Raw genomic sequence first — 14,350 nt, forward strand, 5'->3', positions numbered from 1 at the left:
ACTGTGGGAGCGGGTTTACCCGCGAAGAGGCCGGCACAGGTGCAGAAACGGCTAGCGCAACGCCTTGCTCTGCAACACCTCTGAGCGCCGCCCCAGCACGTTCTCGCTGATCTGCACGAAGTCTTCGGTGCTGACGCTGGGCAGGCGCATCAACCCGCGTGCCACATCGTCCAGCGAGCGTTTGGCCTGAGTGTGGATGCGGATTTCCTTGTCCAGCGCTTGCAACAGCATCACTCCGCGCGCCACCTGCGCCGGGGTGGCATGCTCGCCCTTGAGCCGGGTGACCTTGGCGCCCTGCTTGCTCAGGCGCGCCTGCCAAGCCTCGTAACGGTCGTCACTCACCCCGCCCGAGCGGCGCAGCAACTCGCTGGCATAATAGTCGTTCAGGCTTTCCACCAGCCAGTCACTGCCATCACGCCCATGGATCTGCGCAAACAGTTGCACCACTTCGCGCAGCAACGGGCTGCTGCCATTCTCGCTGACCATCGGCCGGGCACTGTGCAGGTACAACGAGCCCTGCGCGGCGGTCGCCCCACGCCACATGCCGTCGCGAGCGCCGACCAACAGCAGCTTCGGCGGGTTGCGCGGGAAAACCGCCTGCAATTGCGGCCAGACAAAGGTCAGCATGGTCAGGTTGTCCATGCGCCGCATACCCTGCCCCACCGGTGCGGCCACGGTGACCTCGGTTTCGCCCAGGCGGGCGCGGCGGCTGCCCAGGTCGCCGGCGAGCATCCAGCCTGTGGGGCGGTCGAACAGGCGCGAAACGTTGTCGATGCGGAACTTGTCCTTGCCGATACGCGGCCAGGAGGTCTCAATGCTCTTCCAGCCCTCCGGCAGGTCGAACGCCAGCCGCGCCACCAGTTCGGTGCCATCCTGCTGGTCGAGGCGCGCAGGCGGCACCAGCTGGTCGCCCAGGAACAGCGCCCAATGCGGGGTGATGCGCGATGAATAGGCGCCGCTGCCGCGTTTCTGGTCCAGCTGCACGCGGTAGCTGAGGCTGGTCTTGCCGGCCGCCGGTTGCCACACGCCGCGCTGGCCCTGCAGTTGCCATTGGCCATCAGCCTGGAAGCCACTGTAGGCCCCAGCCTTGCCCAGGTCGAAATCCAGGCTGCGCACGGCACTGCCTTCGGCCAAGGTGAGGCGGACCTCCGCCTGGCCGCTGGCTGGCAACAGGCGCACCTGATAGTCGAGGTCGACCTTTTTCGCCCAGGCCGGCGAACTGGCCATCAGGCCAAACAGCAACAACAGCTGGCAACGCATACAGAAACTCCTTGTTTCCCCGTGGCAGCGGGCCGCGCCGGTCAGCTGGCGCGGAAGATCAGATGGTCTTCCCAGTCGTCTTCGTGCACATCGTGTTCACTGAGCATGCGCCCCGACTGGGAAATGCGCTGTTCATGGACCTGCTGGCGATCGCCGCAGACCAGGTGGTGCCAGGCCGGCAGGTCCTTGCCCTCACTGACCAGGCGGTAGCCGCAGGTACTCGGCAGCCACTTGAACTGGTCGGCCTTGCCCGGGGTGAGCTGTATGCAGTCAGGTACCTGGGCGAAGCGGTTGGGGTAATCGCTGCACTGACAGGTGTGCAGATCCAGCAGTTTGCAGGCGATGCGCGTGTAATAGACGCTGTTGTCGTCCTCGTCCTCGAGCTTTTGCAGGCAGCACAGGCCGCAACCGTCACACAGCGACTCCCACTCTTGCGGGCTGAGTTGTTCGAGGGTCTTGCGCTGCCAGAACGGCGCGTTTTCAGCGATCATGACACGGGTTTCCTGCATTCATCTTGGAGCCACGGCGCGCGGCGGCGCCAGTCTAGAGCCTGGCCTTCGGCAAAGCCAGACCGCTTGTCAGTCGCGACGCGACGCAGTAGCGTGCGCGTTTACCGCCCTTTTGCAGGAGCCGCCATGAGCGCCAACCCCCGCATTGCCGATTACGCCATCAACGAGCAGTTCATCAACCGCTGGTCGCCACGTGCCTTCACCGCCGAGCCGATCAGCGAGGAAACCTTGCTGAGCTTCCTCGAAGCTGCACGCTGGGCGCCCTCGGCGAACAACTCGCAACCTTGGCGCTTCCTCTATGCCCGCCGTGACACGCCGAACTGGGAGCGTTACCTGAACCTGCTGGTGCCGGCCAACCGCAGCTGGGCGCAACAGGCATCGGCGTTGGTGCTGGTGATTTCCAAGACCACCTACGCCGCCCCGGGCGCCACGGAAGAAAAGCCGGCGCTGTGGCACACCTTCGACACCGGCTCCGCCTGGGGGCACCTGGCCCTGCAAGCCAGCATCAGCGGCTGGCATACCCATGGCATGGCCGGTTTCGACCAGGAGCTGGCGCGTCAGGAGTTGAAGGTTCCTGAAGGCTACGTGCTGCATGCCATGGTGGCAATCGGCAAGCTGGGCGATAAGGCCAGCCTGAACGAAGCGCTGCAGGCGCGTGAAGTCCCGAGCCCGCGCAAGCCACTGAGCGAGCTGGCTGCCGAGGGTGATTTCAGCTTGTAAGCCTTTATTGGCTGTACCGTCCTCTTCGCGGGTAAACCCGCTCCCACAGGATCTCCACTGCCCCATGGGGCCTGTGTTGATCCTGTGCCAGCACAGCCAACACCAGCCTCCCACAGGACCTGAGGGTAGTGGGGATCCTGTGGGAGCGGGTTTACCCGCGAAGAGGCCAGTACAGGCAACAGAAATCAATAGCCTCGGGCGAAGTCCACTTCACCTCGCAACCCCTGCCCCGCCGCATACGCCCGCACATTCTCGACAAACAACCGCACCATCGCCGCCGGCGAGGTGGGTGCCGAGCTGTGCCCGGTCAGCAGCAAGCCCCACGCCGTCCAGAACGGGTGTTGCCTGGGCAACGGCTCCTGCCGGCAGACATCGATCACCGCCCCCGCCAGGTGCCCTTCCTTCAGTGCCTCGACCAGGTCAGCGTCGACCACCGCAGCGCCGCGCCCTGCATTGATGAACAGCGCCGTGGGCTGGAAGCGCTTGAACAGTGCCGCGTCATACAGGTCGTGGGTTGCCGGGGTATCCGGCAGCAGGTTGAGTACGTAATCGACCTGACTCACCAGGCGCGGCAGGTCGGCCAGCGCCGCTACCTCGACGAACGGCGCCTGCTCGCGGGCGCTGCTGGCAACGCCATACAGCACCACGCCAAACGCCTGCAGGAACTCGGCCACCCGCTGGCCAATGTCGCCAGTGCCGACGATCAGCACCTTGCGCCCTTCCAGGGTCCGCCCCGGGCGGTCGTCCCAACGACGCTCGACCTGGCTGACCAGCCGCGACAGCACCTCGCGCTCATGGCCGAGCATGTAGGTGAGCATGTACTCGGCCATCACCTGGCCAAAGATGCCCACGGCGCGGGTCAGGCGATAGTCGCGCGGCAGGCCCTCGGCCAGCAGCGGGGTGATACCGGCCCAGGTGGACTGCATCCAGCCCGGCTTGTGGCCCTGGCGCAACAGGCTTGCCAGCAGGTCCGGCTGGCCCAGCCACACCGGGCACTGTGGCGCCTGGCGTGCCAGTTCGGCGGAGTCGCCGCTGGTCAGGACTTCCAGCTCAGGCGCGGCTGCGCGCAAGATCTCGGCGTATCGAGCATGATCATGCTCAGCAATCAGTACTCGCATGATCAGGCAGGGTCGTTACGGCGCAGCAACTCTTCGGGCAGGTGCTCGATGTAGTCGTCTTCCGGCGGCGGCATCTGCAGGTGGTAACCCTGGTTGTCGAGGTTTTCCAGCACCTTGGCGATATCCTCGCGGGCCAGTTTGCGCTCGGGGGTAAGCACCAGGTCGAAGGCGTGCACGGGGGTGCCGAAGAACGGCAGCAGGCCTTCGGGCACGCGCTCCAGGCCGTCGGCCTTGAGCACGTACAGGTACATTTCGTTCTTGCGGGGGCTCTTGTAGATAGAGCAAATGCGTTTCATCGGGTCTCTCCGGCGCCTGCGAGGCTGTCCAGCAGGGCCTGGCCCATGCGCTCACGGCGCCAGCCGCGCAGCGAATCGGGCAATTGATAGGGGCCATTGGGGTAGCCGCTCTTGAGCAGCGCTTCCAGGGCTTTTTTGCGCAGCATCAGCTCGGGGGCAATGCCCAGGCGCTCACCTTCGGCCTGGCCGATGGCACGCAGCTGCTTGAGGATACCTGCGGCCTCGATCGGCAAAGGCTCGGGCAAGGCCTGTGGCCATTGCTCGGCTGGCAGGCTGGCGGCACGCTTGATCAGCTGGATGAGGAACTCACCGTCCTGACGAATGGTGCGCGGATGCATCTCGTCGATCTTGGCCAGCGCCGACAGGTTGCTCGGCTGGCTCTTGGCCATCGGCCACAGCGAGTGCTCCTTGAGGATGCGATTGCGCGGTACGTCGCGGTTGCGCGCTTCACGCTCGCGCCAGGCACACAGCTCACGCAGCACTGCCAGTTGCTGGGGGGCCAGCTTCCAGGCCAGCTTGACGTCGCGGTACAGGCTTTCGGGCTCGACTTCGCGGCGCAATGCAGCCACCAGCTCGGCGCCGTCCTCCAGCACCCAGGCGTACTTGTCGTCACTCAGGCGCGGGCGCAACACGGTGAACAGCTCGGCTAAGTGCACGGCATCCTCGGCGGCATAGCTGACCTGGGTTTCCGAGAGCGGGCGCTGCAGCCAGTCGGAGCGGGTTTCGCCCTTGGGCAGGTCGATACCCAGCACATCCTGCACCAGGCGCGAATAACCCATGGAGAACCCCAGGTTCAGATAACCGGCCGCCAGTTGGGTGTCGAACAGCGGCTGTGGCAGCTTGCCGGTCAGGCGCAGCAGCACTTCGAGGTCTTCGCTGCAGGCGTGCAGCACCTTGACCACACCGCTGTCATCCAGCAGTTCGGCCAGGGGTTGCCAGTTGCCGATCAGCAACGGATCGATCAGGAAGGCACGCTGGCCATCGCCGATCTGGATAAGCCCGGCTTTCGGGTAGAAGGTGTCGACCCGCATGAATTCGGTGTCGACGGCGACAAAGGGCAGCTGATGCCAGTCGCGGCAGTGTTCGGCCAGGCTCTGGTCGTCACGGATCCAGTGTATTTCGATGGCCACGAGGCTCTCCCACTAACATTGGCGCGCAGTATATACGGCGCGGGCACTGCTGGTGAAACCTGCGCCATCCCTGGAATGGATAAACGGTGCAGTCAGACTCAGCGCTTGGCCGCCAGCCACGGCCGGCAGCTGGCGAACATGTCCAGCGATTGCTGGTAGACCTCGGTACGCACCTGCAACAGGCCGAGCATCGAGTGGAACAGGTTGTCCTGCGACAGCGGCGCATCGCTGAGCTTGGCCAGGCAATCGGTGTCGACGCCGAAGTCCTCCTTGTAGCTGTCGGAGAACCAGGTCAGCAACGGCACATGCTTCTGCTGCTCGGGGGCGATGGCGTAAGGCGTGCCGTGCAGGAACAGGTTGTACTCACCCAGCGACTCGCCATGGTCGGACAGGTAGATCATCGCCGTGTCGACCTTGTCCTGCTTGCTGCGCAGGGTATCGATCAGCGAGGCCAGCACCTTGTCGGTATAGGCCAGGGTGTTGTCGTAGCCGTTGACGATTTCCTGTTCGCTGCACTGGTCCAGCGCGTTGCTCTGGCACACCGGGGCAAAGCGCTGGTCGGCGCCGGGGTAGCGCTTGAAGTATTCAGGCCCGTGGCTGCCCATCTGGTGCAGCACCAGCACGGTGTCCTTGTCGAGGTTGTCGATCAGCTCACCCAGGCCCTGCAGCAGGATCTGGTCATGGCATTCACCATCAGCGCACAACTGCGGGTCCTGGAGTTTGCTGACATCGATGAACTGCACGCGGTCGCAGGTACCCTTGCAGCCCGATTGATTGTCACGCCACTGCACCGCCAGGCCGGTCCGCTGGAGGATGTCCAGCAACCCTTCGCGGTTCTTCGCCACGCGGGCATCGTAGTCCTTGCGCTTCATGCCAGAGAACATGCACGGCACCGAAACGGCGGTTTCCGTGCCGCAGGAGTGAACATCGGAGAACGCCAGCAGGCCCTGCTCCCTGGCAAGGTTCGGTGTGGTATCGCGGTTGTAGCCGAGCACGCCGAAGTGATCTGCCCGCGCACTTTCACCCACCACCAGCACAGTCAGCGACTTGCGTTCATGCTTTTGCCAGGCAGCGTCACGCTTGGCATCTTCGCCGTAATGCTGGAAGGGCCGTGATGCGGTACCGACGCGCTCGCTGACATAACCGATGGAGGCACCCACGATATTGCTGGGGGTGAGCATCAGGCGCAGTTCGTGGTGGTTGCGAAACAGCGACGAAAGGCCCTGGTAGTTGACCAGTGCCACCGAGCCCAGGGCCACCACGCAGGCACCGCCAACCACCAGCTTGCCGAGCAGTTCACGGTGCCAGGCGCGATAGGCGATCGGCGCCTTCCACAACAGCAGCGAAGGCACTACACCGAGGCCCAGGATATACAAGGCAAACTTCAACGAAAGCAGGTCACGCACTTCCGCCACGTTGGTTTCCGCAATATTGCGGAACATGCCCGCGTCAATGAGTACGCCGTACTGGTTCATGAAGTAAGCCACACCCGCGCCACTCATGAACAACACGATAAGTATTGGCTTCAATACATAACGGAAGGCGAACAACGTAAGGATCAGGTTGAACGCGAACAGCATCAGCACGGCAAACGCCAGGCTCAGCCAAAGCCCCGGCAAACCGGGCGGCACGACCTGTTCGAGATGCTGCCAGAGGAAGACATTGAAGCCTATCAGCAGGTAAAGGCTGGCCAGCAGCGTGACCCATTCAGTCCGCAGGGATTTGAAGTTGAGCATCAGTGTTCGCAATCAAGAGTGATTATCAGCCCGAGGGCCTGCGCGGCACCGGGGAAACTTGGCTGAACTCTAGAAAGCGTGCCATCAATATTTTGTGAAAAAGACGCCAACAAATTCGTGAGCAGGCGCCTTTTCTACATTAAAAGAAGTTCATTCAGCGCTTGTTCAGCCTGGCAGGCGTGCCTTGGCATACGGCTCGCGGTCGATGTCCAGCACTTCCACGCACAGCTGGATGTCCAGCCCAGGTTGCTTGGGGATGGCCTCACGCAGCACATCCAGCAGGCTGCCGGACAGTTGCTTCTTCACCTCGGGCGAGCGCCCGCTGAGGATGGCCAGGCGCACATGGGCAAAGGCACGCTCGCCGGGCGCAGTGCCCACTCGATAGTGCTCGAAGGCTTCGGCGCGGCTTTTGATATCGGCCTCGTCGGCGAACTGGCCACTGCCGACCAGGGCATGGTTCAGGCGCAGCAGCAGGACGTCGACATTCAGCTCATTCAGGTTGTCGCTGTATTCGAGGTTCAGGTGAGGCATGGCGCAGGTTCCGGGTCACGGGGGAGATGCGACAGCCTACCCCAGTCCCCTACCTGCGCAAAGACGACTATCCTCAAAGGTCAGAACCATCCGCCAACCCCCGACAGAGGTGAAGAAATGCCAGTTCCGCATGATCTGCTCGCTGACCTGCACGTTACCGCTGATGCATTCCAGGCGCTCATGGACAAGGACCAGACGCTGCACTCACTGCACAAGGAATACAACGCAAAAGACAAAGAGGTGGTCGCTGCCGAAGGCAACGGCACCAACGACGAAACCGTCAACCGCCTGCGCAAGGAGCGCTTGCTGATCAAGGACAAGATCGAACGGATCATTCATCCGCCCAAATCCTGACAGGAATTCATTGAATCCACCGGCCTCTTCGCGGGCTTGCCCGCTCCTACAAGTACAGCGCCAAACCTGAAGGCAGCGCAATACCTGTGGGAGCGGGTTCACCCGCGAAGAGGCCAGCAGCCCTCACATAGCAGCCGCAGCCTTCAACGCCCCATCCAGGTCCTCGACCAGGTCCCGATAATCCTCGATCCCCACCGACAACCGCAGCAGGTTTTCGCTGATGCCCATCACGCCCTTCTGCTCCGGGCTCAGCGAGCAGTGCGACATGCTCCAGGAGTGGTTGATCATGCTTTCCACGCCGCCCAGCGAGTCGGCCAGCACGAAGATCTGCAGCGCCTCCACCAGGCGGTTTAGCGCGACCCGGTCGCCCTTGACCTTCATCGCCACCACCGCCCCGCCACTGCGCATCTGCCGTTTGCACAACTCATGTTGCGGGTGGCTTTCCAGCCCCGGGTAATACACCTGCTCGATCTGCGCGTGGCTTTCGAGGAAGCGTGCCACCTGCAGGGCATTGGCACACTGGCGCTCCATGCGCACATCCAGGGTCTTCAGACCGCGCAGGGCCAGGTAGCAGTCGAACGGCCCCTGCACCGCGCCAATCGCCATGCTGATGCGGCGCAGGCGCGCCAACAGCGCATCATTGGCAGCTACGACCACGCCACCGGTGAGGTCGGAGTGGCCGCCGATGTACTTGCTGGCCGAGTGCATCACCAGGTCCACGCCCAGGGTGATCGGGCGCTGGTTCCACGGCGAGCAGAAGGTGTTGTCGATGCAAGTGAGGATGCCCCGTGCCTTGGCCAGGTCGCACACCGCCTTGATGTCGACCAGGTGCAGCAACGGGTTGGTCGGCGATTCGATCCAGATCAGCTGGGTTTCCGGCTTGATGGCGGCGGCCACCGCCTCGAGGTCGTTGAGGTCGACGTAGGTGGTGGTCAGGCCCGAGGTGCGGCTGCGGTAGTCTTCCATGATGCGGAAGGTACCGCCGTACACGCCGTTCATCACCACCACGTGGGCATCCTTGGGCAGCAGCTCCAGCACGGTGGCGGTGGCGTTCACGCCCGAGGCGCAGGCGACCGCGCCAACGCCCTCTTCCAGGGCGGCGACACAGGTTTCATAGGCGTGCCGGGTGGGGTTGCCGACACGGCTGTAGGAGTATTCCGGTTTGTCGTCCAGGCTGCGCTTGGTGAACGAGCTGGCGGTGACGATCGCCGGGAAAATAGCGTTATCGGCGACGCTGAACTGCTCACCGGCGTGAATGGTACGGGTGGCGAAATTGCGCGGCTTGTCGGACATGGTCAGGCCCATTGGCAGAGTGAAAGCTGCAACTATCGCACAACCCAAATCTTCTAGCCTTGGGGTAATCTGTGAAATATTTTTCTCCACGGCCCACGCGCGATATGGACAGCTTCGACCAGCACATTCTCACCCTGCTTCAGCGCGACGCCTCGATCTCGCTCAAGGACCTGGCCGAGGCCGTCAACCTCTCCACCACGCCGTGCTGGAAGCGGGTCAGGCGCCTGGAAGAAGACGGCTACATTGTCGGCCGTGTCGCCCTGCTCGACCCGGAACGGCTGGGGCTGGGGCTGACGGTGTTCGTCCAGCTCAAGACCCAGCGCCACGACAGCGCCTGGCTGGAGCAGTTTGCCGCGACCGTGACCGGGTTCGAGGAAGTGATGGAGTTCTACCGCATGTCGGGGGACTGGGATTACATGCTGCGGGTGGTGGTGGGGGACATTGCGGCGTATGACCGGTTTTATAAAAAGCTGATCACCAGTACTGACGGGCTGTCGAACATCACTTCCAGTTTTGCCATGGAGCAGATGAAGTACACCACGGCTTACCCGGTGAACCGTTCCTGATCGGTGCTGGATTCTTCGCGGGCTTGCCCGCTCCCACAGGGACCCCACAGTTTTCAGCACCTGTGGTACTCCTGTGGGAGCGGGCAAGCCCGCGAAGAGGCCAGCACAGGCAACCGATCAATCCGCGGCCAGCACCGCCGCAATCCGGTTCCCCGCCTTGGCCTTCTCGACCTTGATCGCCACGAACTTCGAGGTCGGGGTATAGGTCCCCTCGCCATAGCTTTCCAGCGGCACCAGCGGGTTGGTCTCCGGGTAATAGGCCGCCGCCTGCCCCTCGGGCACGTCATACGCCACCAGGCGGAAGCCCGAGACGCGCCGCTCCACGCCATCCTCCCACAGCGACACCAGGTCCACATGTTCGCCCGGCTCGAAGCCCATCCGGCGGATGTCCACCTCGTTGACGAACACCACTTCACGCAGGCCGAACACCCCGCGATAACGGTCGTCCAGGCCATACAGGGTGGTGTTGTACTGGTCGTGCGAGCGCAGGGTCTGCAGGATCAGGTCGGGCTTGTCACCGCGCGCCAGCACCTTGGCATTCACCAGTTGCTCCGGCAGCCGGTGCGGGCTGAAGCGCGCCTTACCTGTGGCCGTGCGCCAGGTACGGTCGGCGGCATTGTTGCCCAGGTGGAAACCACCTGGGTGCTGCAGGCGCTCGTTGAAATCGGTAAAGCCGGGTATCACATCGGCAATCATGCTGCGGATACGGCCATAGTCGGCAACTGCGTATTCCCAGTCGATCGGCTGTTTGCCCAAGGTCGCCTGGGCCATGCCGGCGATGATCCACGGCTCCGAGCGCAGGTGCGGCGAGCGCGGGCGCAGCTGGCCGTGGGAGATGTGCACCATGCTGAAGGTGTCCTCCACGGTCACGCCTTGCGGCCCGCTGGCATGCATGTCGATTTCGGTACGGCCCAGGCACGGCAGGATCAACGCATCGCGGCCGGTGACCAGGTGCGAGCGGTTGAGCTTGGTGGAAATCTGCACGGTCAGCGCGCAATTGCGCATGGCCGCATGGGTGCGCGGCGTATCCGGCGTGGCCTGGGCAAAGTTGCCACCCAGGCCGATGAACACCTTGGCCCGCCCCTCTTCCATGGCCTTGATCGCCAGCACGGCGTTGTGCCCGTGGGCACGCGGCACGCGGAACCGGAAGCGTTCTTCGATGGCATCGAGCAGGGCCGCCCCGGGCTTCTCGTCGATGCCCATGGTGCGGTCGCCCTGCACGTTGCTGTGGCCGCGCACCGGTGACAGGCCGGCACCGGGCTTGCCGACGTTACCGCGCAGCAGCTGCAGGTTGACGATTTCCTGAACGGTCGGCACCGAGTGGCGGTGCTGGGTGACGCCCATGGCCCAGCACATGATTACCCGTTCGGCCTTGCGGTACATGCGCGCGGCCAGTTCGATCTCGGCCTGGGTCAGGCCCGATTGCTCGACGATGTGCGCCCAGGGCGTGGCATCCACGGTTTCCAGGTATGCGTCGATGCCACTGGTGTGCTCGGCGATGAAGGCATGGTCGAACACCGCCGGTTCGCCATTGGCCTGGGCTTCGCGTTCCCACTGCAGCAGGTACTTGGCAATGCCACGCATCACTGCCATGTCACCGCCCAGGGCCGGGCGGAAGTAGGCCGTATTGGTTGGTTCGGAGCCATTGCTGAGCATCTCGAACGGGTGCTGCGGGTGCTGGAAGCGCTCCAGGCCGCGCTCCTTGAGCGGGTTGAAGCAGACCACCTGGGCACCACGCTTCACCGCTTCACGCAGCGGTTCGAGCATCCGCGGGTGGTTGGTGCCGGGGTTCTGACCGATGACGAAGATGGCATCGGCCAGTTCCAGGTCGTGGAACACCACGGTGCCCTTGCCCACGCCGAGGGTTTCCGACATGCCCACGCCGCTGGCTTCATGGCACATGTTCGAGCAGTCGGGGAAGTTGTTGGTGCCGTAGGCGCGGACGAACAGCTGGTAGAGGAACGCCGCCTCGTTGCTGGCCCGGCCCGAGGTGTAGAACTCGGCCTGGTCGGGCGATTCGAGTGCGCGCAAGTGTTGCGCAACCAGCGCAAAGGCTTCTTCCCAGCTGGTTTCGACATAGTGGTCGGTGGCCGCGTCGTAGCGCATCGGGTGGGTCAGGCGGCCCTGGTACTCCAGCCAGTAGTCGGTCTGCTCGGCCAGCGCACTGACGCTGTACCTGGCGAAGAATGCCGGGTCCACCGAGCGGCCGGTGGCTTCCCAGTTGACCGCCTTGGCGCCGTTCTCGCAGAACTTGACCATGTCGTTTTCCGGCGACTCGCCCCAGGCGCAGCCGGGGCAGTCGAAGCCGCCGTTCTGGTTGGTCTTGAGCATGGCCCGCAGGTTCTTGAAGGCATTGTCGCTGCCCAGCCAGCTCTTGGTCACGCTCTTGAGCGCCCCCCAGCCGGCGGCGGCGCCTTTGTAGTCCCTGATATGTTGGTCCTGGCTCATGCGGTGAATCCTCACGCTTCGATGCTTTTTTTCAGCCTATGGAGCGTGGGGTAGAGCCGTCCAATCGAAAGATCTTACGGGGTGATAGGCGGTTTCGATCATGGGCTGGAACCGCGCCACGGCCTTCGCGGGTGAACCCGCTCCCACAGGGCCCCCACAGGTTTCGAGCCCTGCGCTTTACCTGTGGGAGCGGGTTTACCCGCGAATTGGGCGACGCGGTCAACACTTTGAAATACGTGACCTGCAGCCATGATAGAGACCATCGATCAATCGGTCGGACAAAGCAATTTGACGGCCCTGCGCCCAAGTTATAGCTTGGATTGAGTCCCTACCCATTCGAGCGCGAACGTGGAACAGAACAGCCGGGCCCTGATCGACGGCTTCAACCGGAAAATCGACTACCTGCGGATGTCGGTCACCGACCGCTGCGACTTCCGTTGCGTGTACTGCATGGCCGAAGACATGCAGTTCCTGCCGCGCCAGCAAATCCTCAGCCTTGAGGAACTGCTCCAGGTGGCCGAGCGCTTCGTCGCCCTTGGCACCCGCAAGATCCGCCTGACCGGCGGCGAGCCGCTGGTGCGCCAGGGCATCGTCGACCTGTGCGGGCGCATCGCCGCCCTGCCCGGCCTGCGCGAGTTGTGCCTGACCAGCAACGGCTCGCAACTCGGGCGCCTGGCCCAGCCGCTGTTCGACGCAGGTGTCACGCGCCTGAACATCAGCCTCGACAGCCTGGACGCCGAGCGCTTCAAGCAACTGACCCGCACCGGCGACCTGCACCAGGTGATCGCCGGCATCGACGCCGCCCGCCAGGCCGGTTTCAAGCGCACCAAGCTCAACTGCGTAGTCCTCAAAGGCCGCAACGACCACGAACTGGTCGACCTGGTGCGCTTTGCCATCGACCGCGAACTGGACATCACCTTCATCGAAGAAATGCCCTTGGGCGTGATCAGCGAACATGAACGCGGCGAGTCGTTCTGCTCCAGTGACGAAGTACGTGCGCTGCTGGCCGAGCAGTTCACATTTGTCGAATCGACCGAGTCGTCCCAGGGCCCCGCCCGCTACTGGCGCCTGGCCGAAGCCGCCAATACTCGGGTCGGCTTCATTTCGCCACACAGCCACAACTTCTGCGCCACCTGCAACCGCGTGCGACTCACCGTCGAAGGCCGCCTGCTGCTGTGCCTGGGCAATGAACACTCGGTGGACCTGAAGCAGGTTCTGCGCGCCCACCCCGGCAACCCCGAACGCCTGGAAAAGGCCATTCGTGATTCCTTGCACCTCAAGCCCTACCGCCATCATTTCGAAGTCGGTGGCGACGTGCAGATCCTGCGTTTCATGAACATGACCGGCGGCTAGGCAGCCGTCTCTGGATTTCCATGATCGTCCACCCCACCCCCGATGTGCTGCGTGTGCTGTTCACCCTCAAGGGTTCGATCGTCAAGCGCATCGCCCTGCGTTGCCTGACGATCACCCTGCTGGCCGCGCTGATCGTGTTGGTCGAGCGGCATTTCCCGGCGTTTTTCTACCCGGTCAGCGCCACCCCGTTCACCTTGCTGGGCCTGTCGCTGTCGATTTTCATGAGTTTTCGCAACAACGCCTGCTATGACCGCTGGTGGGAGGGGCGCAAGGCCTGGGGCAAGCTGATCATCGAAACCCGTTCGTTCGTGCGCGAAAGCCTGGTGATTACCGACGAAACCCTGCGTGCCGAACTGTTGCGCAGCCTGTGCGGCTTTGCCCATGCGCTGAATGCTCGGCTGCGCAGCGAGGACGAACTGGCCGCCGCCCGGCCCTGGCTGGCCCGGCCCGATGCAATCAGCCCGCACAACGTGTGCGACGCCATCCTGCGCGAAATCGGCGGGCACTGCTCGCGGCTGGCAACACAGCAGCAGATCAGTGACTGGCGCTACAGCCTGCTGGAGCAGCGGCTGGTGGGGCTGACCGAAGTGCAGGCTACCTGCGAGCGGATCAAGGGCACGCCGTTGCCGTTCCCCTACACGCTGCTGCTGCACCGCACCATCTACATCTTCTGCCTGTTGCTACCGTTTGCCCTGGCCGAGCCGCTGGGCTGGCTGGCGCCGCTGTTCACCACCATCGTGGGGTACACGTTCTTCGGGCTGGATGCGATTGGCAACGAACTGGAAGACCCGTTCGGGCGCGATGAGAACGATCTGCCGACCGATGCCATGGTGCGGACCGTGGAGCGCGATGTGCTGGCGGGGTTGGGGGAACAACAGCTACCGCCGGCGTTGTTGCCGGTGGACCATGTATTGAGCTGACTGAATGCAGTGGCCTGTGCCGGCCCTTTCGCGGGTAAACCCGCTCCTACAGGGCCCCACAGGTTTCGAACCCTGCGCGATACCTGTGGGAGCGGGTTTACCCGCGAAGAGGCCGG

The 14,350-nt window shown here is 63.6% G+C and carries 14 protein-coding genes; 5 read left to right on the forward strand and 9 right to left on the reverse strand.

The window, feature by feature from the left end; translation table 11 throughout:
* Positions 1 to 51: 51 nt before the first annotated feature.
* Positions 52 to 1,260: a hypothetical protein gene (locus QN085_RS19345; protein ID WP_013973763.1), complete on the reverse strand. Its 1,209-nt coding sequence runs from the start codon at positions 1,258 to 1,260 to the stop codon at positions 52 to 54.
* Positions 1,261 to 1,301: 41 nt separating this feature from the next.
* Positions 1,302 to 1,751 carry a YcgN family cysteine cluster protein gene (locus QN085_RS19350; RefSeq protein WP_015271351.1) on the reverse strand — a complete coding sequence of 150 codons (450 nt, stop codon included), beginning with the start codon at positions 1,749 to 1,751 and terminating at the stop codon, positions 1,302 to 1,304.
* A gap of 144 nt (positions 1,752 to 1,895) precedes the next feature.
* Between QN085_RS19350 and QN085_RS19355 the strand changes: the two genes are divergently transcribed.
* Positions 1,896 to 2,489: a nitroreductase family protein gene (locus tag QN085_RS19355; protein ID WP_013973765.1), complete on the forward strand. Its 594-nt coding sequence runs from the start codon at positions 1,896 to 1,898 to the stop codon at positions 2,487 to 2,489.
* Between the two features lie 185 nt (positions 2,490 to 2,674).
* Here the strand turns inward: QN085_RS19355 and QN085_RS19360 are convergent, their stop codons facing one another.
* The 5 genes from QN085_RS19360 to QN085_RS19380 all read right to left on the reverse strand — a co-directional run bounded on the left by QN085_RS19360 (position 2,675) and on the right by QN085_RS19380 (position 7,300).
* Entirely contained in the window at positions 2,675 to 3,607 is a 933-nt protein-coding gene (locus tag QN085_RS19360) for a D-2-hydroxyacid dehydrogenase (RefSeq protein ID WP_013973766.1), read from the reverse strand.
* 2 nt (positions 3,608 to 3,609) lie between these two features.
* Positions 3,610 to 3,903 (reverse strand): YcgL domain-containing protein, encoded by a 294-nt coding sequence (locus tag QN085_RS19365; RefSeq protein ID WP_015271354.1) that lies wholly within the window; start codon positions 3,901 to 3,903, stop codon positions 3,610 to 3,612.
* The gene (rnd, locus tag QN085_RS19370) at positions 3,900 to 5,033 is read right to left on the reverse strand and encodes a ribonuclease D (RefSeq protein ID WP_013973768.1); all 1,134 of its coding nucleotides are present in this window, start codon (positions 5,031 to 5,033) and stop codon (positions 3,900 to 3,902) included. Before rnd ends, QN085_RS19365 begins: the two co-directional genes overlap by 4 nt.
* A gap of 98 nt (positions 5,034 to 5,131) precedes the next feature.
* Positions 5,132 to 6,769 carry a phosphoethanolamine transferase gene (locus tag QN085_RS19375; RefSeq protein ID WP_013973769.1) on the reverse strand — a complete coding sequence of 546 codons (1,638 nt, stop codon included), beginning with the start codon at positions 6,767 to 6,769 and terminating at the stop codon, positions 5,132 to 5,134.
* 165 nt (positions 6,770 to 6,934) lie between these two features.
* Positions 6,935 to 7,300 (reverse strand): 5-carboxymethyl-2-hydroxymuconate Delta-isomerase, encoded by a 366-nt coding sequence (locus QN085_RS19380; RefSeq protein WP_023662359.1) that lies wholly within the window; start codon positions 7,298 to 7,300, stop codon positions 6,935 to 6,937.
* A gap of 117 nt (positions 7,301 to 7,417) precedes the next feature.
* Here QN085_RS19380 and QN085_RS19385 point away from each other — a divergent pair, with 117 nt between their 5' ends.
* Positions 7,418 to 7,654 (forward strand): HP1242/YdcH family protein, encoded by a 237-nt coding sequence (locus QN085_RS19385; RefSeq protein WP_003259536.1) that lies wholly within the window; start codon positions 7,418 to 7,420, stop codon positions 7,652 to 7,654.
* A 123-nt stretch (positions 7,655 to 7,777) separates the two neighbouring features.
* Here the strand turns inward: QN085_RS19385 and QN085_RS19390 are convergent, their stop codons facing one another.
* Positions 7,778 to 8,959: a trans-sulfuration enzyme family protein gene (locus tag QN085_RS19390; RefSeq protein ID WP_013973771.1), complete on the reverse strand. Its 1,182-nt coding sequence runs from the start codon at positions 8,957 to 8,959 to the stop codon at positions 7,778 to 7,780.
* Between the two features lie 92 nt (positions 8,960 to 9,051).
* Here QN085_RS19390 and QN085_RS19395 point away from each other — a divergent pair, with 92 nt between their 5' ends.
* Positions 9,052 to 9,513, forward strand: a complete 462-nt coding sequence (locus QN085_RS19395; RefSeq protein ID WP_013973772.1) for an Lrp/AsnC family transcriptional regulator — start codon at positions 9,052 to 9,054, stop codon at positions 9,511 to 9,513.
* A gap of 117 nt (positions 9,514 to 9,630) precedes the next feature.
* Here QN085_RS19395 and QN085_RS19400 read toward each other — a convergent pair whose 3' ends face one another.
* Positions 9,631 to 11,961, reverse strand: coding sequence for an FdhF/YdeP family oxidoreductase (locus QN085_RS19400; RefSeq protein WP_041505653.1), 2,331 nt, complete (start codon positions 11,959 to 11,961; stop codon positions 9,631 to 9,633).
* A 348-nt stretch (positions 11,962 to 12,309) separates the two neighbouring features.
* On the opposite strand from QN085_RS19400, the gene moaA reads away from it, so the two are divergent.
* Positions 12,310 to 13,314, forward strand: coding sequence for a GTP 3',8-cyclase MoaA (gene moaA, locus QN085_RS19405; RefSeq protein WP_013973774.1), 1,005 nt, complete (start codon positions 12,310 to 12,312; stop codon positions 13,312 to 13,314).
* A 20-nt stretch (positions 13,315 to 13,334) separates the two neighbouring features.
* Positions 13,335 to 14,234: a bestrophin family protein gene (locus QN085_RS19410; RefSeq protein ID WP_013973775.1), complete on the forward strand. Its 900-nt coding sequence runs from the start codon at positions 13,335 to 13,337 to the stop codon at positions 14,232 to 14,234.
* Positions 14,235 to 14,350 lie beyond the last annotated feature (116 nt).

The organism is Pseudomonas sp. M2(2023) (genome assembly GCF_030263955.1).
In the GTDB taxonomy this organism is placed as follows: domain Bacteria; phylum Pseudomonadota; class Gammaproteobacteria; order Pseudomonadales; family Pseudomonadaceae; genus Aquipseudomonas; species Aquipseudomonas asiatica.